Source organism: Delftia sp. 11MD (assembly GCF_050907895.1).
In the GTDB taxonomy this organism is placed as follows: domain Bacteria; phylum Pseudomonadota; class Gammaproteobacteria; order Burkholderiales; family Burkholderiaceae_C; genus Comamonas; species Comamonas tsuruhatensis.
In genome coordinates this window covers 3,261,735-3,282,692 of record NZ_CP194333.1, presented here as the reverse complement: position 1 = coordinate 3,282,692, position 20,958 = coordinate 3,261,735, and the positions used below count along the sequence as shown (strand labels likewise).

Here is a 20,958-nt window from a genome sequence, read left to right as displayed (position 1 = left end):
ATGTCCATGCTCTCTGCCTTCCTGCCACTCATCTACGTACAGATTTCTCCCGAGCGCCTGACGCTGACAAATCCGAAAACGGGCCAGACCCTGTCGGAGGTTCCCGAGCTGGCCCTGAGTCCGCCGCCCCGGCGCCGGATTCTCGCGGCCGGCCCGCAGGCCAGGCTTGCGGCTGCATCGGAGCCTGCGGAAGTCGTCAATCCGTTCGCGCATCCGCGCTCGCTGATATCGGACTTCGTGCTGGCCGAGCATCTGCTCAAGTACCAGCTCAGGCGCATGCAAGCCGGGGGCTGGCTGGCGGCCTCCCCGCACATCGTCATCCATCCGCTGGGCGACCCCGAGGGCGGGTTCACCCAGGTGGAGCTGAGGGCCTTGCGCGAGCTGGGCAGCGCGGCCGGGGCCTCTAAGGTGAATGTCTGGACAGGCCGGCCCTTGACAGACGAGGAATTGCTGGCGCGCAAGCCCCCTGCGCAGGGCGGCATCTGGGAGTGAGGCCCTGTTCCTCGCCATGAAAAAAGCGCCCGTCACAACGGGCGCTTTGTCTGGGTCAGCGCAAGGGCCGATAACGCGCTATCAGAACCGCGCCATCAGAACCTGGCCGTCATCCCCACGAAGTAGGTACGGCCGCCGTTGTCGTAGTTGGCGCCGATGGTGCGGGTTTCCTTGTCGGTCAGGTTGATGATGCCGGCGCGCAGGGTCATCGAGTCGGTGACGTTGTAGTTCATGGACACGTCGAACGTCGTGTAGGCCTTGGCGAAGGTGGTGGCCGTGCCCGTGGTCACGACTTCCTTGCCCACGTGGCGGGCGCTGAACATGGCCGACCAGCCCTGGCGGATCTGCCACTGCAGCGACGAGTAGATGGACAGCTCGGGCACGGCCAGCAGCGAGGCGCCCGTGCTCAGGTTCTTGGACTCGAACATCTTGGTGATGTTGGTGTTCCAGGTCAGGCCCTTGGCCAGGGGAACGTTCACGAAGCCTTCCAGGCCGCGCGTGCGGGCACGCTGGGCGTTGGCCATGCGGGTCCACCAGAAGCCGTTGTAGAAGCCCAGCGGCTGGTAGTCGATCTTGTTCTTGAAGTTGGTGTGGAAGTAGGTGGCACCCAGGGCCCAGCCATTGCGGTCCCAGCTGGTGCCCAGCTCGAAGTTGGTGCTGGTCTCGGGCTGCAGGTCGGGGTTGCCGGCCATGTAGCAGCCGCGCGTGCCGTCGGCATTCACGCTGGTGCTGGTCCAGCCCATGCCGGACAGGCTGCGGCAGCCGTTGCCCCCGGATTGCGTGGCGGCGCTGGCCGAGTTTTCCTTCAGGTTGGGCGCACGGAAGCCGCGCGAGACGCCGCCGCGCACTGTCCACTCCGATGCCGGGTGGTAGACCAGGTAGGCGCGCGGGCTCCAGTTGTTGCCGTATTTCTGGTGGTGGTCCATGCGCAGGCCCAGCGTCAGCGCCAGGTTGTCGCGCAGGAAGATCTGGTCCTCGCCGAACAGCGCCCAGGTGGTGGCGCTCAGGCCCGAGCCCGAGACCGGGCGCCCCGCGTAGTCGATGGGCGCCAGGCCGATGGTATCGCGGTTGTCCAGCGACTCGCGGCGCCACTGCATGCCCAGCGTCATGGCCTGGTCCAGGCCCCACAGCTTCAGGGGCTTGTCGATGCGGCCGTCCAGCGTGGTTTCCTTGGAGTTGTTGCCGATGGTGTCGCCCTTGTCCTCGTACTTGTTGTGCACGAGGTTGAGCTTGGAGGTCATGTCGCCCCAGCGGCCATCGTGGCTGAGGCCGAACTTGGTCTGCTCCAGCTTGCTCAGGCCCCATTGCGATACCACGGGGCGTCCATTCACCAACCGATCGGAGCCCGTGGCGCGCTGGATGCCTTGCGCGGCCTCGATGCCGATCACCTGGTCGGGCGTGAGCTGCCAGTTGAGCAGGGCGTTGAGGTTTTGCTTGCGCGAGCCGGCCGTGGACTGGTAGGTGCCCGGGAAGCCGCCCGTGCCCTCGTCGGCAGCGCGGTCCGTGTAGTTGCCGCCCAGGCGCAGGCCGAACTTGTCGGACAGCGGGCCGCTGATGTTGAAGCCCAGCTGGCGCGTGTCGCCGCGGTCGCCGTCGGAGGGCTTGCTGTAGTTCAGCGTGGTCGAGCCGCTCCAGCGCTTGCCGATCTTGCGCGTGATGATGTTGATCACGCCGCCCATGGCGTCGGAGCCGTACAGCGAGGACATGGGGCCGCGCACCACCTCGATGCGCTCGATCATCTCGGGCGAGATCCAGTCCAGGTCCTGCGAGCCCAGGTCGTCGCGGTAGTTGATGCCGGCCGAGTTGCCCTGGCGCTTGCCGTCCACCAGGATCAGCGTGTACTTCTCGGGCAGGCCGCGCAGCTTGATCTTGGACTGGGCGCCCGTGCCCGACAGGCCGCCTGTCACGCCGGGAATGGTGGACAGCAGCTCGCCGATGCTGGTGACGGGCTTGCGCTCGATGTCTTCCCGCGTGATCACGCTGATGCTGGCCGGCGCCTCCTTGATGTCCACGGCCGTGCCCGAGGCGGTCACCACCACCGTGGACAAGGACGTGTCGGCCTTGCTGTCGGCTGACTGGGCATGGGCCATGGCTGTGCATGCCAGGGCAGCGCAAAGTGGAAGAGGGCGGAGCACCGAGATTTTGACCATCTTTGTAAAGTTCCGTATGGGTTAAAAATCAAGGTGCGAATGATAACGATTTGTATCTACATCTTTCTCTTCACGTAAAGACAGTTGTTTTTTGTTCACGCGTTATCTAATCGCTGGACACGCCTGAGGCGTTGTGCACAAGTCTGGTGCACAAAATGACGGGGGTCGGCAGGGCACTGAGAGAAAGCACGGGGTGCGGCACCTCCGTGCAAAGGCCGCCCCGGAGCGCAGGGGGCGGCCAGAAACCAGGTCAGCGCGGCTTGGCCACGGCGCCCGGCAGGGCGCTGGAAGGCTCAGCGCAGCTGCCCGAGGGTTGGCTCGATGCCCGGCGGCGCACGAACTGGTAGGCAATGGCCAGCAGGGCAAACCAGGCCGGCGTCACCACCAGCGCCTGGCGCGTGTCGGCCTGCAGGGTGAGCAGGCCCAGGATGGCCGCAAAGAACGCCAGGCAGGCCCCGCACATGGCCACGCCGCCCGGCATCTTGTAGCGCGAAGCCTCATGCAGGGCCGCGCGCTGGCGCCGGTAGGCCATGTACGACAGCAGGATCAGCGACCACACGAACATGAACAGGATGGCCGATACCGTGGTCACCAGCGTGAAGGCCTCCACCAGGTCGGGCACCACCCACATCAGGAAGGCGCCGGCCAGCAGGCAGGTGCAGGAAAACAGCAGCCCGCGCGAGGGCACGCTGCTGCGCGACAGCCGGTGGAAGGACTTGGGCGCATCGCCCTTGAGCGCCAGGCCGTAGAGCATGCGGCTGGTGGAGAACACGCCGCTGTTGGCCGACGAGGCGGCCGAGGTCAGCACCACGAAATTGATCACGCCCGCAGCGGCCGGCAGGCCTGCGAGCACGAACAGCTCCACGAACGGGCTCTTGCCCGGCACCACGTCGCGCCAGGGGGTGACGGCCATGATGGCGATCAGGGCCAGCACGTAGAACACGATGATGCGCACGGGAATGGAGTTGATGGCGCGCGGCAGCGTGCGCTCGGGGTCCTTGGCCTCGGCGGCCGTGGTGCCCACCAGCTCGATGCCCACGAAGGCGAACACGGCGATCTGGAAGCCCGCGAAAAAGCCCATCATCCCGTTGGGGAACATGCCGCCGTCGTTCCAGAGGTTGGACAGGCTGGCCGCACGCCCCGCAGGCGAGACGAAGGCGGCACCCACCATGTACAGCCCCGTTGCCACCAGGGCCACGATGGCCACGATCTTGATCATGGCGAACCAGAACTCGATCTCGCCGAACAGCTTCACCGTCAGCAGGTTCAGGCCCAGCAGCAGGCCCACGCAGGCAATGGCCGGGGCCCACTGGGGCAGGTCCGGGAACCAGAACTGCGAGTAGGCCGAGATGGCGATCACGTCGGCAATGCCCGTGACGATCCAGCAGAACCAGTACGTCCAGCCCGTGAAGAAGCCCGCCCAGGGCCCCAGCAGATCGGCCGAGAAATCGATGAAGGATCGGTACTGCAGGTTGGACAGCAGCAGCTCGCCCATGGCCCGCATCACGAAGAACAGCATCACGCCGATGATGGCGTAGACGAAGACGATGGACGGACCCGCCAGGCTGATGGTCTTGCCCGAGCCCATGAACAGGCCCGTGCCGATGGCACCGCCGATGGCGATGAGCTGGATGTGGCGGTTGGTGAGATTGCGCTGCAGGTCGTCTTGACCGTGCAGGCCCTGGCCGGTTGGCGGGGCCTTGTGTGTCATCAGAGAACTCCGGGGAAGACTGGCAAAGCGATGGCAGAAAGGGGGAAATCCGCCTGCCGCGGCCGTGTTTTCAGTCTCTGCATGGAGTCCATGCCTGGAAATGCGGCAGCGCAGCAAAACGGAACGAAGGCCGCGAGGATACCTGAACCTCGCCCCCGCATCAGCCCTGCCGCGCCGTGCCGCTCCAGTCAATGAAGCGGGTTTGATATGGGTGGATCAGCCGCGCGCCAGGCGCCGGGCGTTGGCCACTGCAGTGCGGTGCACGGGCGCCATGCCCTTGCCCACCACGCCCCACATGGCGTTGCTCCATTGCGAGGCCTGCGATGCCAGTGCACCCCCATTCCAGGTGGAGGCGCTCCAGGGCATCCACCACATGCGCATCCAGGCCTGCATCAGGGCCTGGCTGGCGACCATGGACTGCAGGCCCATGGCGGCCCAGGATTGGTGGAAGGCTGTCTGTTTCTCGGACACCATGCGCGTGAATTCGCGCCGGTCCCGTGCGGAGGGATTGGCCCCGGCCAGCGCCATGCGGGTGAGCCTGTGCGCCACCACCTGCGGCGCGGCAATGGCCAGATCGGTGGCCTGACGGGCCACCGAAGCAGCCTTGGAAGATTTGCGGTTTGCCATTTGCGCTCCTGAAGCTCTGGATCCATTTGCCGGATCTACCTGCCAGATCCACTTGCCGGTTCCACTTTAGCCAGATGCATGCCGGTCCGCGTAGGCCGATGACGCAATGCAGCAAAAACGCGTTTATCGCGGCTGGGGCCGGGGTGCCGGCGCGGCTCCGTCCTGCGTGACCTCAGATACCAGGGCGCGCCACCAGCGCTCGCCTGCATGGGGGGCGGCCAGGTCCACGCGCTCGCCCATCATGGGCGTGGCCACGGCAATGCCGTGCTCGGCGCCCAGGGCCAGCACGCGCTCGAAGGGGTCCCACCAGGCATGCATGGCCAGGCTGAAGGTGCCGTTGTGAATGGGCAGCAGCCAGCGTCCGCCCAGGTCGCGGTGGGCCTGTACGGTCTGGGCCGGGTGCATGTGGACATAGGGCCAGTGCGGGTCGTAGGCGCCGGTCTCCATCAGCGTGAGGTCGAAGGGGCCGAAGCGCCGGCCGATTTCCGCAAAGCCGTCGAAATAGCCGCCGTCGCCGCTGAAGAAGACACGCAGCGTGTCGGCGCTTGCCAGGTCCTCGATGACCCAGGACGCCCACAGCGTGCGGTTGCCGTCGCGCAGGCCCCGGCCCGAGAAATGCTGGGCCGGCGTGGCCGTGAAGCGCAGGCCGTCCACCTGCACGTCCTGCCACCAGTCGAACTGGCGCACCTTCTCGGGGGCCACGCCCCAGGCCATGAGCCGGTCGCCCACGCCCAGCGTGCACAGGAAGAAGTCGACCCGGGGCGCCAGGGCGCGGATGGTGGCACGGTCCAGATGGTCGTAGTGGTCGTGCGAGAGCACCACGCCGCGCAGCGCGGGCAGTTCATGCAGGGCGATGGGCGGCGCATGAAAGCGCTTGGGGCCGATGAAGGAAAAGGGCGAGGCGCGCTCGGCAAACACCGGGTCGGTGATCCACCAGCCGCCGCGCAGTTTCATCAGCAGCGTGGAGTGGCCCAGGCGGTACAGGCTGCGCTCGGGCGCGGCGGCCAGGTCGGCCGGGGTGAGCCGCTGCACGGGCAGGGGCGCCGCAGGCTCGGTGTCCTTGGGCTTGTTGAAGAAGAAGTCCCACATCACCTTGGCGTCGGGCTGGGGGGCATTGGCCGGGCGGGGATGGATGTTGCGAAAGCGCCCGGCCGACGATTGGGGCGATTGGGAGTAGTCGGCAATCGGGGCGCGGAAGATGCGGGTTGTTTTCACGGTGCTCCGTCGGTGTTCAGGCCGCCGCCATCATGGAACCGATGGCGCAGCCCTGTCGAGATGGTGGTCTTGGCGGCCCCGTTCAAGGCGCCTTGCGTGTCGTCATGTAAACAAAAAAGGAGCTGCCCCTGCAGGCAGCTCCTTGTGGTGATGGCCCGGAGGCTGGTCATCAATGGGCGCCGGCCGCCTCGGCACCGCCGGCATGGCCCGCGGGGCGCCTGGTCATCCAGATCAGCACGATCAGCACCAGGAACAGCACGGACGACGCCAGGAAGATGTCGTCGGCGGCGCGCGTGTAGGCCTGCTGGTCCACCAGCCGGTTGATCTGGGCCAGCGCCTGCGCCTGGCTCAGGCCTGCGGCCTGCAGCCCCTGCAGGGTGACGCCGAACACGCCCTGGCCCTGGACCAGCCCTTCTGTCAGATGGGCGTGGTGCAGCGCGGCGCGGTTTTCCCACAGCGTGGTGGCGATGGAGGTGCCCATGGCGCCCGCCGTGATCCGCACGAAGTTGCTCAGGCCGGCGGCGGCCGGGATACGGTCCGGCGAGATGCCCGACAGCGTGATCGTGGTCAGCGGAATGAAGAAGAAGGCCATGGCCGCGCCCTGGATCAGCGTGGGCACCAGGATATGCATGAAGTCCGTCTCCACCGTGAAGCGCGAGCGCATCCACAGCACCAGGGCGAACACGATGAAGGCGCCCGTGGCCATCCTGCGCGGGTCCCACTGCGTGACCTTGCGGCCCACCAGCGGTGTCAGGATGATGGCGAAGATGCCCACCGGCGCCAGTGCCATGCCGGCCGTGGTGGAGGTGTAGCCCATCCACTGCTGCAGCCACAGGGGCAGCAGCACCACGTTGCCGAAGAACAGGCCGTAGGCAATCGACAGCGCCACCGTGCCGGCCGCGAAATTGCGGCGCATGAACAGGCGCAGGTCCACCACGGGGTGGGCATCGGTCAGCTCCCAGACCAGGAAGACCACGAAGCTCACGATGGCCAGCACGCACAGCGTGATGATCTCGCCCGAGGCGAACCAGTCCAGCTCCTTGCCCTTGTCCAGCATCAGCTGCAGCGCGCCCACCCACAGCACCAGCAGGGCCAGGCCCACGGAGTCGATGGGCAGCTTGCGCGTGGGGGTCTCGCGGCTGCGGTAGATGCTCCAGGTCATCAGGGCCGACAGCAGGCCCACCGGCACGTTGATATAGAAGATCCAGGGCCAGGAGATGTTGTCCGTGATCCAGCCGCCCAGCAGCGGGCCGACCACGGGGGCCACCAGGGTGGTCATCCCCCACAGCGCCAGGGCCACCCCGGCCTTGGCCGGGGGATAGCTGGACAGCAGCAGCGTCTGCGACAGCGGGATCATGGGGCCGGCAACCAGGCCCTGGAGCACGCGGAACAGCACCAGCGTCTCCAGCGACGAGGCAAAGCCGCACAGCCAGGACGTCAGCACGAACAGCAGCACGCTCATGGTGAACAGGCGCACGGCGCCGAAGCGCTGGGTGAGCCAGCCCGTGAGCGGCACCGAGATGGCGTTGGCCACGCCAAAGCTGGTGATCACCCAGGTGCCCTGGCTGGGGCTGACGCCCACGTCGCCGGAAATCGCCGGAATGGCGACGTTGGCGATGGACGAGTCCAGCACGTTCATGAAGGTGGCCAGCGACAGGGCCAGCGTACCCAGGGCCAGCTGGGCGCCCTTGAGCGGGACCGGCCGTGCAGGCATGGCCGGCGGCGCCGAGGGGGCGACCGGCGGCGCCGGCTCCGGCACGGCGGTGGTAGAGGAAGTCATAGGCAGTCCGCGTAGGTTCTGGGAAGGCGGGGGAGCGATGCCTGCTTACCTGGTCTGCATGGCCTGCGCGTCAACCGGCGCGGAGGCCACGGCGGCTGGCGCCTTGCCCTGTGCCCTGTCCTGCACCTCGGCCATGGCCACTGGCGGCAGCTCGGGCAACTGCTTGAGCGGTGCCACGTTCTGGCCCGCCACGATATGGGCAATGCGCTCCTCGGCCTGCGGCAGCGCCATGTCGTAGACGGAGGTCTGGGCCACGGGTGCGTTGCGCGTGGTCGTTGCCAGCACCTCGCCCTGCTGGTCTCGCACGTCCACCTTGACTTCCATGGACAGGCCCACGCGCAGCGGGTGCTGTGCCAGGTCTTCCGGCGCCAGCGCAATGCGCACGGGCACGCGCTGCACCACCTTGATCCAGTTGCCGGTGGCGTTCTGCGCGGGCAGCAGCGAGAAGGCCGCGCCGGTTCCTGCGCCCATGCCCACCACGGTGCCGTGGTAGCTGATCTTGTCGCCGTAGACATCGGCCGTCAGCTCGGTCTTCTGGCCTATGCGCAGCTGGGCCAGCTGGCTTTCCTTGAAGTTGGCATCCACCCAGAGGTTGTGCAGGCCCACCACCGTCATCAGGGGAGCGCCCGAGGCCACGCGCTGGCCCAGCTGCACGCCGCGCTTGGCCACATAGCCTTCCACGGGCGAGACCAGGCGCGTGCGCTGCAGCGCCAGATAGGCCTCGCGCACCTTGGCGGAGGCGGCGATCACGCTGGGGTGCTCTTCGGCGCTGCTGCCCTTGGTCTGGGCTTCGGCAGCCGTCAGCTGCGCCTTGGCGGCGCGCACGGCGGCTTCGGCTGCCGAGGCGGCATTGCCGGCCGTGCGGGCCAGGGACTGGGCGTGGTCGAACTCTTCCTTGCCCACGGCGCCCGTGGCCAGCAGCGGGCGCCGGCGCTCCACATCCTCGCGGGCGCGGGCGGCATCGGCCTGCAGGCGGGCCAGATCGGCCTCACGCTGGGCCACCTGGGCGACCAGGGGGGCATTGTTGGCGTACAGCGTGCGCACCTGGCGCACGGTCTGGGCCAGCTGCGACTCGGCCTGGGACAGGGCGACCAGGGCATCGGCCGAGTCCAGCTGCACCAGCAGCTGGCCGGGCTTGACGTAGTCGGTGTCGTCGGCGCCGATGCTGATCACCGTGCCGCCGACCTGCGGCGTGATCTGCACCACGTTGCCCGCCACATAGGCGTTGTCCGTGGTCTGGTAGTTGCGGGCCACCATCCAGTGCCAGCCGCCCCAGGCGACGGCGGCCACCGCGACGGCGGCGGCCACGATGGTCAGGCCCTTGCGGCGGCCCTGCGGGTTGGCCACGGGCGAGGCTGCGGCAGCGGGTGCATTGGATGCTTGCTTGTTGGTATCGGTCATGGTGTTCGGCGCTTTGTTATCTGTGAATGTGGTTGTGCGGCCGGGGCAGGGGGCTGGCGGTCTGTCACGCTGGCTGGCGGTCTGCCCGGTGGAGGGTCAAGAGTGCGGTGGGTTCCTGTGCGGGTTGCGATCTCAGTGCTGGCTGACCTGCACGGCATCCGTGCCATCGGTCCAGCCGCCGCCCAGGGCCTTCATCAGCGACACGCGCGTGTCCAGCGCACGGGCGCGCAGGTCCACGTCCAGGCGGCGCTGGGTGATCACCTGGGTTTCGGTGTTCAGCACCGTCACCTGGCTGGCCAGGCCGGCCTTGTAGCGCTGCACGGCAAAGTCGTAGGCGCGTTCGGCCTTCTCCAGCGACTCGGCCTGCAGCTGCTGTTGGCGCACCAGCGATTGCACGGACGTGATGGCGTCACCCGCTTCCTTGACCGCATCGAGCACCACGCCGTTGTACTGGGCAATGGCGGTGTCCAGATCGGCCTGCGTGCCGCGCAATTGGGCGCGCAGGCGCTTGCCGTCGAACAGGGGCAGGCGCAGCGCGGGCGTCACGCCCATCTGGCGCGAGCTGCCCTTGAACAGGTTGTCCAGCCCGACGGCATTGAGGCCGATGAAGGCCGTCAGGTTGATATCGGGATAGAAATCCGCCCGCGCGCTCTCTATGCCCTGCGTTGCCGACTCCACGCGCCAGCGTGCGGCCACCACGTCGGGGCGGCGGCCCAGCAGGTCTGCGCCCAACTGGCCGGGCATGGCCAGGATCTGCAGCGCGGCCAGACGGGGCGCCAGCTGCAGCTGCGCCTCGGGCGCCTGGCCGCAGAGCACGGCGATGGTGCGGCGCGCCAGCGTGATCTGCTCGTCCAGCATCTCGATCTGCGTGCCGGCATCGGGCAGGCCGGCCTGGGCCTGGGTCAGCTCCACCTGGCTGTCCAGCCCGGCGCGCGTGCGCTGCTGGCTCAGCTCCAGCAGAGACTGGCGCTGGGTCAGCGTGCGGCCGGCCACCTCCTTCTGGGCAATCAGCCGGGCCAGCGCCACATAGCTGCGCGCCACCTGGGCGGCCAGCTGGTTGGCAGCGGCGGCGCTGTCGGCCTGGGCGGCGCGGGCCTGGCCCAGGGCGGCCTGCAGGTCGGCCGCATGGCGGCCAAAGAAATCCGGCGTCCAGCTCAGGCCGGCCTGCAGGTTGCCGGTGTTGTAGGTATGGCCGGCAATGGGTGCGGGCACCAGGCCGTTGGCGCTGTAGCGCTGGCGCGTGGCGTCGACGCCGAGCGTGCCGCGCACATCGGTGGCCGTGCTGGTGGCCGTGGCCAGGGCGGCAGCCTTGTCGAAGCGGGCGCGGCTCATGGCCAGGCTGGGGCTGCCCTGCAGCGCCTGGGCGATCAGGCCGTCCAACTGGGCATCGCCCAGGGACTTCCACCAATCGGCGGCGGGCAGGCTGGTATTGGCGCCTGTCTCGGACTGGGCCGTCAGACCCAGGTCGGAGGCGCCCAGCCGGGCCAGCGGCTCATGGGCCGGGCCCTGGGAAGCACAACCGGCCAGGGCCAGCGCGGCGCACAGGGTGGCCGCTGCGGCGGCCACGCGGCGGGGCGCGGCGGACACGGAAACAAAGGATTTGGGCATGGTGGTCTGCCTGTTGGGGGTCAAGAATCAGGAAATCGGAAACCGGGGCGGAAAAAGGGGCTGGCGCTGTCAGGCCGCGGGCGTGGCAGGCGCAGGGGCTGGCGGCGCAGCTTCCGGCGCGCGCATCGCATCGCCATTGGCCAGCAGGCGGCGCAGCATGTCCAGCAGCTGGCGCGACTCGTCATGGCTGAAGCCGGCCATATGGGCATTCATCACGCTGGACAGCACCTGCGGCACCTTGGCCGCCATGGCGCGGCCTTCATCGGTCAGCACCAGCTTGACCACGCGCCGGTCCACCGTGGAGCGCTCGCGCCGCAGCATGCCCTTGGATTCGAGCCGGTCCAGCGCCCGCGTGATGGAGGCCGGATCCAGCCCCAGGTCACGTGCCATGCCGGCATTCGTGGCGTCGCTGCACAGCAGCAGCTTGTACAGCGGCAGCCACTGCACATAGGTCAGCTCATGCTCGGCCAACTGCGCATCGGCCTGCTGGAGGATGGAGCTGAGCACCTTGCGCATGAGGAACCCCACGCTCTCGAAGGGCGTGTAGCTGCCGGGGCTGTAGAAGTCCGAGGGCTGCAGGCCGTTGGGCAGGGGTGGCTGGGTCATGGTGTCTTGCAAGTGAAATGATTGACTGAGCAATGATTGTTGCGGCAATTATTGCAGAAACACCGAATGGCCGCATGGCTCGCGGGTGCCGGGGACGAGGCAAGGGTTTTCCATCAGGCCGGTGGCTTCCTGACCCCTGTTCGACCACCGGCCACACCGACAACGCTCACTTGTCTTGAGCCACCGCATGCCCTTTCTCCAGTCTGGCCACGGCCTCGCGGTAGGCGGGGCTGGCGCGCAACTGCTGGTAACGCTCCAGGCCGCGCTGGTATTCGGTGGAGCGGACATCGATCTCGCGGTCCGAGACATAGGTGAGTCCGGCGCGGTGCCACATTTCCAGGTCGGCCAGCACCTGGGCGCGGCTGAGGTCGGTGGGGGCAGCAGTGGACGAGGGCGTGGCTTCCTGGGCGAGGGCGGTGCCGGCCAGGCCCAGGCTGAGGACGGCCGGGGCGATGAAGCGGGTGAAGTGGGAAGTGCGCATGGGGAACCTTTCAGGTGAAGCGAAGTAATGAGGGCTTCATGGTCCCGCTGCCGCCCTGGCCGGCACAGCCGTTTGCGACGCACTGCAGCATGGCGGGAGCCAATGGCCGTTGGGTTTCGTGAAATGCCTGGAGGGCAGGCGCGGCCATCCGAGGAGCGCCGCCAGCCATGGAAATGCTTTGATCAGCCTGTGTGCGGCAGATTATTTCCAGTTGTTCGAATAAATCGGCATAAACATCTGTGAAATGGCTGGTGGAAGCATGAATCGGCAGCAAATTCCAGCGGCACAGGCCGACAATCGCCGCTCTCCATGTCTTCATCCATTCCACTTTCCCCCGCTGCCGTTTCGGCAGATTCCGTCTCCCGCAGTTCCGAGGCCTTTCGCGGCTTCAGGGATGCGATTCCCGTGATGCTGGGTTTCGTGCCCTTTGCCCTGGTGCTGGGCGCCCAGGCCGTGCAAAAGGGGCTTGCACCGCTGGAAGTTCCTCTCATGACCGGGATGAACTTCGGCGGCGGCTCGGAGTTCACGGCCATACGGCTGTGGACCTCGCCGCCGCATGTGCTGCTGATCGTCGCCATGTCCTTCCTGGTCAATTGCCGGCACATCCTGATGGGTGCGGCGCTGGCGCCCTATCTGCGCCATCTGCCCAGGCGCCGTGCGCTGCCGGCCCTGTTCTTCATGTGCGACGAAAGCTGGGCGTTGGCCCTGGCAGACGCCCAGCGCAGTGCCGCGCGGCGCGTGAGCCTGCCTTACTACATGGGCGTGTCGGCAGGCCTGTACATGGCCTGGGTGTCGTGCACGGCGGCCGGTGCCTTTCTGGGGCCGCGCATTGGCGACCTGGAGCAGTACGGCTTCGACATGGCGTTCACCGCCGTGTTTCTGGTGCTGCTGCGCGGCATGTGGAAGGGCGTCAGGCCTTGCCGGCCCTGGCTGGTGAGCCTGCTGACGGCGGCCCTGGTCTACAAGCTGGTGCCTGGCGCCTGGTATGTGGCGGCCGGCGCCGTTTCGGGCCTGATCTGCGCGGCCTTGCTGGCGCCCAGGAGCTGAGCGATGGAAGCCACAACCTTGCTGACGCTGGTGCTCATGGCGTGCAGCACGTATTTCACGCGGGTGATCGGCTACCTGCTGCTGCGCGGGCGCACGCTGAGCCCGCGCATGCAGTACGTGATGGAAAGCCTGCCGGGCTGCGTGCTGATCTCGGTGATTGCCCCGGCGTTTGTGTCCGAGCGTCCGGCCGATCTGCTGGCCCTGGGGGTGACGCTGGTGGCGGCCAGCCGGCTGCCCATTCTGCCGACGGTGCTGATCGGCATTGCATCGGCGGGTGCGCTGCGGCACTGGCTGGGGTGATGGCGGGTGGGGCGGGGCGTTTTGGGCCTTCAGTTCGCCCGCCAGTGGTCGATGTATGGGGCATGCAAGTCTCATCCTCCACCTCGGCTTCCGCCTCGGGAGCCGCTTCATCTTCCGGCGGCAATGACATCGCTGCGTTGCAGCGCAAGCTCAAGGAGCTGCAGCAGGCGCTCAAGGAAGTGGCCTCCGAGAACATCGACGCCAAGGCCAAGCAACAGAAGTCCAAGCTGCTGCAGACGCAGATCATGATGGTGCAAAACCAGATCGAGGCGCTGATGCGCGCCAGGCAGCAGGCCCAGCTCGACAAGCAGCGCGAGCAGCAGCAGGCCGCCGAGGCGCCATCGCAATCCCCATCGAAGGGCGGGAAGGCGCCCGGGCTGGGCGGCGTGGTCGACGTCTACGTCTGATCCAGTGAGATGGCCCGTGTTTTCACGGGCCGTTTTTCAAGACATTCAATGTAACTTACATGAAAATGCTGTTCGAACTTTGAGAGGGTTGGCTCTGCAACACGGATGGGGAAGGGGGCTTGCCTGCGGGGCGGTAGCCGCGAGCGTCGCAACTCCTATGGAACTTATTGATTTTTGACTCTCAAGAAACCGGCGGTTGCTACCGATAAGGCAAGCAATGTGACTGCCGGGATGCGATAGCGATGGCCTATACCGATGGCGTCACGGGGACAGAGGGATCTGCGATGAAAAAACTCGGCGATGTGCGTATCGGTACCCGGCTTACCGGTGTTTTTCTTGTTCTGCTGATCTGCCTGATGGCCGTGGGCGCCGTCGGCGCAAGGGCGCTGGGCCATGTGTTCTCGGGCACGCAGACCATGTACCAGGACCGCGTGGTTCCGCTCAAGCAGCTCAAGCAGATTGCGGACGCCTACGCCGTCAACGTCATAGATACGGTCAACAAGGCGAATGCCGGCCTGATCACGGCGCAGGAGGCAGCGGCGAGCATTTCCGGCACGCTGCCCGCGATCGACGCGGCCTGGCGCAGCTATTCGTCCACACAGCTGACCTCGCAGGAGGCCGTGCTGGCCAACCAGGCGCAGGCGCTGTTCGCACCTGCCAACCAGAGCATCGACAGGCTGCTGCAGCGGCTCAAGACGCTGGATGGAAAAAGGGCCGGCAGCCTGGACGAGTTCGATGGCGCGCTGTATGCCAGCGTAGACCCCATCAGCGCCAAGATCGGCGAACTGGTGGAGCTGCAGCTCAAGGCATCCGAGGATGTGTATGCGGACTCCCGCCAGGTCCTGGCGCAGTCGCAGATGCTGATCTACGGCTTTGTCGCGGCCGCTGTCATCCTCGCCGTGGCGCTGGGCTATGTGGTCACGCGCTCCATCACCGTTCCCCTGAAGTCCGCCGTGGAGGTGGCCCGGCACATCGAGCACGGCGATCTGGCTTCCGAGATCCAGGCCACGGGGCGCGACGAAGTCGGCGACCTGCTGCGCTCCATGAGCGCCATGCGCGAATCGCTGGCCAGCATCGTTGGCGATGTGCGGCGCGGGGTGGAGTCGGTGACCACGGCATCCAGCCAAATCGCGGCAGGCAACCAGGACCTGAGCAGCCGCACCGAACACCAGGCCTCCAGCCTGCAGGAGACGGCGGCCTCCATGGAGCAGCTGGCAGGCAATGTGGGCCAGAGTTCGGAGAATGCGCGGCAGGCCAGCGCCCTGGCCGTGCGCGCCAAGGAGGTGGCGGGCGTGGGCGGCGGCGCTGTCGCCAGGGTCGTGGGCACCATGGACGAAATCTCGGCCAGCAGCGGAAAGATTGCCGAGATCACGGGCGTCATCGATTCCATCGCCTTCCAGACGAACATCCTGGCGCTCAACGCAGCGGTGGAGGCCGCGCGGGCGGGCGAGCAGGGCAGGGGGTTTGCCGTGGTGGCCGGGGAAGTGCGCTCCCTGGCCCAGCGCAGCGCCGCAGCGGCGCGTGAAATCAAGGCGCTGATCACGGCCTCCACCGAGACGGTGCGAATGGGCGGCAACCAGGTCCGGGAAGCCGGCAAGGCCATGGACGCCATCGAATCCCAGGTGCGCGAAGTGGCGTCGTTGATCGAGGCCATCTCGGCCGCCAGCGTGGAGCAAAGCGGCGGCCTGGGACAGATCAGCGAGGCGGTCTCCCAGATGGACCAGGTCACGCAGCAAAACGCTGCCCTGGTGGAAGAGTCTGCCGCCGCAGCTGCCAGCCTGGAGCGACAGGCCCGCGTGCTGGCCCAGGCGGTGGCCACGTTCAGGATCAGCGAGTTCAAGGAGATCGGCATGGCGCCCGCCGGCAGGGCATTGGCCGTTGCCTGAAGCGGGCAAGGCAAGAGCGCGGACAGGGCGCTCTTGCCTTCCTTCTTATCAATTCAATGTAACTTACATAATTTAATTTTCAGATCAGAGATAAGGAAAGCCACGGTTTTCAGGCGGCGGCTTGTCAAGGGCTGGGGGTCACCCCGCGCTGTTGCGGCCTTGCCAGCGCTCGGCGGGCTTGGTGTACATGGCGGCAATCTGCGATTCAAACCGCGCCATGAGGTTGTTGCGCTTGAGCTTGAGGGTGGGCGTCATCAGCCCGTTCTCAATGGTCCAGGGCTCCAGTTCCAGGTGCACGGCACGGGGGACCGCATAGCGGGCAAAACTGGCCACCTGTTTCTCGATGCGGGCCAGCGCTTCACGCTCGGCGGCGGCGTGGTTCAGGCTCTTGGGATCTTCGGGATCCAGGCCCAGGCGCTGGGCCATGGCCTGCCATTCACCACGCTCGATGACGGCCACGGCGGCGATGAAGGGGCGGTCTTCGCCCACGACAAACACCTGGGTGAAGAACGGGTCGCCGGTGATGGCCAGCTCCAGGTCGGCCGGTGGAATCTTCTCGCCGGTGGAGGTGACGATGATTTCCTTGATGCGGCCCTGGATGCGCACGCGCCCATCCTCGATCACGGCCTGGTCGCCGGTGCGCAGCCAGCCGTCGTCTGTGAAGGTCTTGGCGGTGTCTTCGGGGCGTTGCCAGTAGCCCCGCATCACGCAGGGCCCGCGCACCTGCAGTTCCCGATTCTCGCCAATGCGCACTTCCACGCCCGGCAGGGCGCGGCCCACGGTGGCCGGGTGGTTGTCCTCCAGCGTGTTGGCGCAGACCACGGGCGAGGTCTCGGTCATTCCGTAGCCCTGGATCAGCGGCAGGCCCAGGCCGAGAAAACAGCGCGCAATCGTGGGCGACAGCGGCGCGCCACCGCTCACGGCCACGCGCACACGCCCGCCAAACTGGGCCAGCAGCGGCTTGGCCACCAGATGGCTGAGCACGGGCCAGGGCAGCCATTGCATCCAGCCCGGCACGTCGGGCTGGGGCGCCTGCGCATCGGCAATGCCTTGTGTTTCACAAAAGCGTTGCCAGCCCCTGGCCTGGGCCAGTTCGAACAGCTGGGCCTTGAGCGGTGCGCGCGCCAGCGCCTCCATGACCTTGGCGTGCACGCGCTCGTAGATGCGCGGCACGGAGACCAGCACCGTGGGACGCTGGGTCTTGAGATCCTCGGCCAGCTGAGCCACGGAGCGCGCATAGGCCACGCAGGCGCCCACGGCCATCGCCAGGTAGTAGCCTGCCGTGCGCTCGAAGGTGTGCGACAGCGGCAGGAAGGACAGGAAAACATCATCGCTGCGCGGCAGCAGCCGCTGCATCACGGCCTGTACGTTGGAGACCACGTTGCGGTGCGTGAGCATCACGCCCTTGGGCTTGCCCGTGGTGCCCGAGGTGTAGACGACGGCGGCCAGGTCCTCGGCAGAGGGAGGCGGGGGCAGGGGGACTGCGCCGCCCTCAGCCAGCCATTGGGCCAGCGGTTGCACGGGGATCTGCCCCAGGGCCTCCAGGACGGCGGCATCGCCTTCGGTTTCAGGCTCTGCGGCCCGGGAAGCCGGCTTGGCCGATGCCACGACCACCTTGCGCAGCGCGGGCAGGGCCTGGCCCGTGGCGCAGATCTTGTCCCAGGTGGATTGCTGTGCCACGAACAGCATGGACACCTGGGCATTGGCCAGGATGTAGGCAATGCTGCCTGCGTTGTCTATGGAATGCAGGGGCACCGGCACATGGCCGCAGCGCAGGCTGGCCAGGTCGATGGACATGGCATCCAGCCCGTTGGGCAAAAGAATGGCAATGCGCGAGCCCGGTGCCAGCTCCTGCGCGGCCAGGGCCTGCGCCCACCGGGCCACGCGCTCGCCGGTCTGCGCCCAGTTCAGGGACTTCCAGCTGCGCGCATCCTCGTCATAGGCCCGATAGGCCTCGCCTGCGGGCGTCTGCTGCACGCGCAGGGCCAGCATTTCCACCAGGGTGGCGGCCGTGGCCATGCTGGCATCGGCAGGCAGGCTCATGGCCAGGGAAAGGGCGCGGGCTGGATCTTGGATGCTCATGCGAAGAGGTGCGGACCGAAGTGGATGGTGCCGCTGATGATAGCTGCCGGTTACCGCAGGCCCCGGCGTCAGCTTCGGACATGTGCAGAGTTGGCAGCGAGGTTTATGCTGCACTGCAGCGTTCTCGGGCGATGCGCCTGAAGCGAACCAGGAGCCGCATGCCCGCCTACGTCGCCACTGTTGCCCAGCCAGCCAGCCAGGGTTCAGATGAACCCGAGTTCAGGACGCTGCAGCCAGACCGTTCCTGAAGTGCTGACGCATGGCCTGCGCGGCGGCCGCGCCATCGCGGCGCAACAGGGCCTGCATGACGGTCTCATGCTCGGCCAGCGAGTCCTCGATGCGGCCCTGCTTGAACAGCGATTTGTGGCGGTTGAGCTTCATGACCTTGCGCAGGTCGGCCACCAGCTGGTTGCGCCAGCGGTTGTCGGCGATCTGCAGCAGCTGCATGTGAAAGCTCTCGTTGAGCTCGAAGAAGCGGTCTGCATCGCGCATCTGCGCCTTGAGTTCCTCATGGGTCTGCTGCAGGGCGGCAAGTTCCTCATCGCTGCCCGATTCGGCCACGACCTGCACGGCATCGGATTCCAGCAGGCTCAGCAGGTGATAGACATCGGCAATGTCCTTGGACGACACCTCGGTCACATAGGCGCCACGGCGCACCTTCATGGTCACCAGGCCCTCGGCGGCCAGCACCTTCAGGGCCTCGCGCAGCGGGGTGCGGCTGATGCCGTATTCCTCGGCAATCTTCAGTTCGTCGATCCAGTCACCAGGCGCCAGTTCGTGCGCGAAGATGCGCAGGCGCAGCTTCTCTGCCACCTGTTCGTAGAGCGCGCGGGGAGTGAGGGTGTTTGTCGACATGTGGCCCGGATTGTATCGGCAAAGATATTTTGAATGAATAATTATGAATGATGTAAACTGCGGCAGCTCTGGGGCATGCCCTCAAGGGCACCTGTCATTCACGAGCCTGAGAACATGAGACAAGACCATCCGACAGCGCAGAACGGCCAGGAATTCGCAACTGCCGACCTGCAGAAATGGGCCCAGGCGGCCGCCAAGGCCGCTCCAGGGGGCGACATCCAGGCCCTGCACTGGACCACGCCCGACGGCATCGACGTCAAGCCGCTGTACACGGCGGCCGACACGGCGGATCTGCCCCATACGGATAGCCTGCCAGGCTTCGAGCCCTACATTCGCGGCCCCCAGGCCACCATGTACGCGGGCCGGCCCTGGACCATTCGCCAGTACGCGGGCTTTTCCACGGCCGAGGAGTCCAACGCCTTCTACCGCAAGGCGCTGGCCGCCGGCGGGCAGGGCGTGTCGGTGGCCTTCGACCTGGCTACGCACCGGGGCTACGACAGCGACCATCCGCGTGTCACGGGCGACGTGGGCAAGGCCGGCGTAGCCATCGATTCGGTCGAGGACATGAAGGTGCTGTTCGACCAGATCCCACTGGACAAGATCAGCGTGTCCATGACCATGAACGGCGCCGTGCTGCCCGTGCTGGCCGGCTACGTGGTGGCGGCCGAGGAGCAGGGCGTGGCCCAGGACCAGCTGTCGGGGACCATACAGAACGACATCCTCAAGGAGTTCATGGTCCGCAACACCTATATCTACCCGCCCCAGCCGTCGATGCGCATCATCGGCGACATCATCGAGTACACGAGCAAGAACATGCCCAAGTTCAACTCGATCTCGATCTCGGGCTATCACATGCAGGAGGCGGGCGCCAACCAGGCGCTGGAACTGGCCTTCACGCTGGCCGACGGCAAGGAGTACGTCAAGACCGCCACGGCCAAGGGCATGGATGTGGACGATTTCGCGGGCCGGCTGTCCTTCTTCTGGGCCATCGGCATGAATTTCTACCTGGAAATCGCCAAGATGCGCGCGGCCCGCCTGCTGTGGTGCCGCATCATGAAGGGCTTCGGCGCCAAGAAGGCCAAGAGCCTGATGCTGCGCACGCACTGCCAGACCTCCGGCTGGTCGCTGACCGAGCAGGACCCCTACAACAACGTGGTGCGCACCACCATCGAGGCCATGGCCGCCGTCTTCGGCGGCACGCAGAGCCTGCACACCAACAGCTTTGACGAAGCCATCGCGCTGCCCACCGAGTTCTCGGCCCGCATTGCGCGCAACACGCAGCTGATCATCCAGGAAGAGACCCACATCACCAATGTGATCGACCCCTGGGCCGGCAGCTACATGATGGAAAAGCTGACCCAGGACATGGCCGACGCCGCCTGGAAGATCATCGAGGAGGTCGAGGCCATGGGCGGCATGACCGCCGCCGTGGATTCGGGCTGGGCCAAGCTCAAGATCGAGGCCGCCGCCGCCGAGAAGCAGGCGCGCATCGACTCGGGCAAGGACGTCATCGTCGGCGTCAACAAGTACAAGCTGGCCAAGGAAGACGCCATCGACATCCTCGAGGTGGACAACGTCAAGGTGCGCGACAGCCAGATCGCGCGCCTGAACCAGATTAAGGCCAGCCGCGATGCCGCCAAGGTCGAGGCCGCCCTTCAGGCCCTGACCCAGGCCGCCGAAAGCGGCGAGGGCAACCTGCTGGACCTGTCCATCCAGGCCGTGCGCCTGCGCGCCACGGTGGGCGAGGTCTCGGATGCACTGGAGAAGGTTTTCGGGCGCCACCGCGCCGATACGCAAAAGGTGACCGGCGTGTATGCAGCAGCCTACGACTCGGCCGAGGGCTGGGAAAAGCTCAAGGGCGAGATCGATGCATCGTCCGAGCAACTGGGCCGACGCCCGCGCGTGATGATTGCCAAGCTCGGCCAGGACGGCCATGACCGCGGCGCCAAGGTGGTGGCCACGGCCTTTGCCGACCTGGGCTTCGACGTGGACATGGGCCCGCTGTTCCAGACGCCCGAGGAATGCGCGCGCCAGGCCATCGAGAACGACGTGCACGCCGTGGGCGTGTCCACGCTGGCGGCAGGCCACAAGACCCTGGTGCCGGCCATCATCGAGGAGCTGCGCCGCCAGGGCGCGGACGACATCATCGTCTTCGTGGGCGGCGTGATTCCCGCGCAGGACTACGACTTCCTCTACAACGCCGGCGTCAAGGGCGTCTATGGCCCGGGCACACCCATCCCGGCCAGCGCCAAGGACGTGCTCGAGCAGATCCGCCAGGCCAACAGCCTCTGAGCCCGTCGCAGTGACTCC

At 66.8% G+C, this 20,958-nt stretch carries 18 protein-coding genes; 6 read left to right on the top strand and 12 right to left on the bottom strand.

Annotated features, from left to right (window positions below):
* Nucleotides 1-492 (top strand): rod shape-determining protein, encoded by a 492-nt coding sequence (locus ACRSCF_RS14870; RefSeq protein WP_244451659.1) that lies wholly within the window; start codon nt 1-3, stop codon nt 490-492.
* 95 nt (nt 493-587) lie between these two features.
* Here ACRSCF_RS14870 and ACRSCF_RS14865 read toward each other — a convergent pair whose 3' ends face one another.
* The 10 genes from ACRSCF_RS14865 to ACRSCF_RS14820 form a co-directional block, all read right to left on the bottom strand.
* Nucleotides 588-2,582, bottom strand: a complete 1,995-nt coding sequence (locus tag ACRSCF_RS14865; RefSeq protein WP_034367571.1) for a TonB-dependent receptor domain-containing protein — start codon at nt 2,580-2,582, stop codon at nt 588-590.
* Nucleotides 2,583-2,892: 310 nt separating this feature from the next.
* Nucleotides 2,893-4,353, bottom strand: a complete 1,461-nt coding sequence (gene cycA / locus ACRSCF_RS14860) for a D-serine/D-alanine/glycine transporter (RefSeq protein ID WP_244451658.1) — start codon at nt 4,351-4,353, stop codon at nt 2,893-2,895.
* Nucleotides 4,354-4,569: 216 nt separating this feature from the next.
* Complete coding sequence (locus tag ACRSCF_RS14855; RefSeq protein ID WP_016453442.1) at nt 4,570-4,980, bottom strand: polyhydroxyalkanoate granule-associated phasin; 411 nt, start codon at nt 4,978-4,980, stop codon at nt 4,570-4,572.
* Between the two features lie 123 nt (nt 4,981-5,103).
* Nucleotides 5,104-6,195: an MBL fold metallo-hydrolase gene (locus ACRSCF_RS14850; RefSeq protein ID WP_016446038.1), complete on the bottom strand. Its 1,092-nt coding sequence runs from the start codon at nt 6,193-6,195 to the stop codon at nt 5,104-5,106.
* Nucleotides 6,196-6,364: 169 nt separating this feature from the next.
* Complete coding sequence (locus ACRSCF_RS14845; protein WP_016453441.1) at nt 6,365-7,975, bottom strand: DHA2 family efflux MFS transporter permease subunit; 1,611 nt, start codon at nt 7,973-7,975, stop codon at nt 6,365-6,367.
* A 45-nt stretch (nt 7,976-8,020) separates the two neighbouring features.
* Nucleotides 8,021-9,376 (bottom strand): efflux RND transporter periplasmic adaptor subunit, encoded by a 1,356-nt coding sequence (locus tag ACRSCF_RS14840; protein ID WP_244451657.1) that lies wholly within the window; start codon nt 9,374-9,376, stop codon nt 8,021-8,023.
* A 132-nt stretch (nt 9,377-9,508) separates the two neighbouring features.
* The gene (locus tag ACRSCF_RS14835) at nt 9,509-10,984 is read right to left on the bottom strand and encodes an efflux transporter outer membrane subunit (RefSeq protein ID WP_034367017.1); all 1,476 of its coding nucleotides are present in this window, start codon (nt 10,982-10,984) and stop codon (nt 9,509-9,511) included.
* Nucleotides 10,985-11,053: 69 nt separating this feature from the next.
* On the bottom strand, nt 11,054-11,590 hold the full coding sequence (locus tag ACRSCF_RS14830; protein ID WP_013802445.1) for a MarR family winged helix-turn-helix transcriptional regulator: 537 nt from the start codon (nt 11,588-11,590) through the stop codon (nt 11,054-11,056).
* A 166-nt stretch (nt 11,591-11,756) separates the two neighbouring features.
* Nucleotides 11,757-12,071, bottom strand: a complete 315-nt coding sequence (locus ACRSCF_RS14825) for a DUF4148 domain-containing protein (RefSeq protein WP_034366946.1) — start codon at nt 12,069-12,071, stop codon at nt 11,757-11,759.
* Nucleotides 12,072-12,081: 10 nt separating this feature from the next.
* Nucleotides 12,082-12,390 (bottom strand): hypothetical protein, encoded by a 309-nt coding sequence (locus ACRSCF_RS14820; protein ID WP_143044593.1) that lies wholly within the window; start codon nt 12,388-12,390, stop codon nt 12,082-12,084.
* On the opposite strand from ACRSCF_RS14820, the gene ACRSCF_RS14815 reads away from it, so the two are divergent.
* The 4 genes from ACRSCF_RS14815 (at nt 12,381) to ACRSCF_RS14800 (ending at nt 15,711) form a co-directional block, all read left to right on the top strand.
* The gene (locus ACRSCF_RS14815; protein ID WP_016446045.1) at nt 12,381-13,118 is read left to right on the top strand and encodes an AzlC family ABC transporter permease; all 738 of its coding nucleotides are present in this window, start codon (nt 12,381-12,383) and stop codon (nt 13,116-13,118) included. The genes ACRSCF_RS14820 and ACRSCF_RS14815 overlap by 10 nt on opposite strands.
* Before the next feature lie 3 nt (nt 13,119-13,121).
* A complete protein-coding gene (locus tag ACRSCF_RS14810) occupies nt 13,122-13,418 on the top strand; it encodes an AzlD family protein (RefSeq protein WP_034366948.1) in 297 nt (98 codons plus the stop codon).
* A gap of 62 nt (nt 13,419-13,480) precedes the next feature.
* Complete coding sequence (locus tag ACRSCF_RS14805) at nt 13,481-13,825, top strand: FlxA-like family protein (protein ID WP_016446047.1); 345 nt, start codon at nt 13,481-13,483, stop codon at nt 13,823-13,825.
* 284 nt (nt 13,826-14,109) lie between these two features.
* Entirely contained in the window at nt 14,110-15,711 is a 1,602-nt protein-coding gene (locus ACRSCF_RS14800) for a methyl-accepting chemotaxis protein (protein WP_034366951.1), read from the top strand.
* A 138-nt stretch (nt 15,712-15,849) separates the two neighbouring features.
* Here ACRSCF_RS14800 and ACRSCF_RS14795 read toward each other — a convergent pair whose 3' ends face one another.
* Together ACRSCF_RS14795 and ACRSCF_RS14790 are read right to left on the bottom strand one after the other, a co-directional pair.
* On the bottom strand, nt 15,850-17,793 hold the full coding sequence (locus ACRSCF_RS14795) for an AMP-dependent synthetase/ligase (protein WP_244451656.1): 1,944 nt from the start codon (nt 17,791-17,793) through the stop codon (nt 15,850-15,852).
* Nucleotides 17,794-18,012: 219 nt separating this feature from the next.
* Complete coding sequence (locus ACRSCF_RS14790; protein ID WP_016446050.1) at nt 18,013-18,648, bottom strand: GntR family transcriptional regulator; 636 nt, start codon at nt 18,646-18,648, stop codon at nt 18,013-18,015.
* A gap of 114 nt (nt 18,649-18,762) precedes the next feature.
* On the opposite strand from ACRSCF_RS14790, the gene scpA reads away from it, so the two are divergent.
* Nucleotides 18,763-20,940 (top strand): methylmalonyl-CoA mutase, encoded by a 2,178-nt coding sequence (gene scpA / locus ACRSCF_RS14785; RefSeq protein ID WP_016446051.1) that lies wholly within the window; start codon nt 18,763-18,765, stop codon nt 20,938-20,940.
* The last annotated feature ends 18 nt before the right edge of the window (nt 20,941-20,958 follow it).

Coding starts and splice junctions, on each gene's coding strand:
- ACRSCF_RS14855 (WP_016453442.1), bottom strand. CDS start 4,980: ATGGCAAACCGCAAATCTTCCAAGGCTGCTTCGGTGGCCCGTCAGGCC.
- cycA (WP_244451658.1), bottom strand. CDS start 4,353: ATGACACACAAGGCCCCGCCAACCGGCCAGGGCCTGCACGGTCAAGAC.
- ACRSCF_RS14825 (WP_034366946.1), bottom strand. CDS start 12,071: ATGCGCACTTCCCACTTCACCCGCTTCATCGCCCCGGCCGTCCTCAGC.
- ACRSCF_RS14845 (WP_016453441.1), bottom strand. CDS start 7,975: ATGACTTCCTCTACCACCGCCGTGCCGGAGCCGGCGCCGCCGGTCGCC.
- scpA (WP_016446051.1), top strand. CDS start 18,763: ATGAGACAAGACCATCCGACAGCGCAGAACGGCCAGGAATTCGCAACT.
- ACRSCF_RS14790 (WP_016446050.1), bottom strand. CDS start 18,648: ATGTCGACAAACACCCTCACTCCCCGCGCGCTCTACGAACAGGTGGCA.
- ACRSCF_RS14810 (WP_034366948.1), top strand. CDS start 13,122: ATGGAAGCCACAACCTTGCTGACGCTGGTGCTCATGGCGTGCAGCACG.
- ACRSCF_RS14840 (WP_244451657.1), bottom strand. CDS start 9,376: ATGACCGATACCAACAAGCAAGCATCCAATGCACCCGCTGCCGCAGCC.
- ACRSCF_RS14815 (WP_016446045.1), top strand. CDS start 12,381: ATGTCTTCATCCATTCCACTTTCCCCCGCTGCCGTTTCGGCAGATTCC.
- ACRSCF_RS14865 (WP_034367571.1), bottom strand. CDS start 2,582: ATGGCCCATGCCCAGTCAGCCGACAGCAAGGCCGACACGTCCTTGTCC.
- ACRSCF_RS14800 (WP_034366951.1), top strand. CDS start 14,110: ATGAAAAAACTCGGCGATGTGCGTATCGGTACCCGGCTTACCGGTGTT.
- ACRSCF_RS14870 (WP_244451659.1), top strand. CDS start 1: ATGTCCATGCTCTCTGCCTTCCTGCCACTCATCTACGTACAGATTTCT.
- ACRSCF_RS14820 (WP_143044593.1), bottom strand. CDS start 12,390: ATGAAGACATGGAGAGCGGCGATTGTCGGCCTGTGCCGCTGGAATTTG.
- ACRSCF_RS14805 (WP_016446047.1), top strand. CDS start 13,481: ATGCAAGTCTCATCCTCCACCTCGGCTTCCGCCTCGGGAGCCGCTTCA.
- ACRSCF_RS14830 (WP_013802445.1), bottom strand. CDS start 11,590: ATGACCCAGCCACCCCTGCCCAACGGCCTGCAGCCCTCGGACTTCTAC.
- ACRSCF_RS14795 (WP_244451656.1), bottom strand. CDS start 17,793: ATGAGCATCCAAGATCCAGCCCGCGCCCTTTCCCTGGCCATGAGCCTG.
- ACRSCF_RS14835 (WP_034367017.1), bottom strand. CDS start 10,984: ATGCCCAAATCCTTTGTTTCCGTGTCCGCCGCGCCCCGCCGCGTGGCC.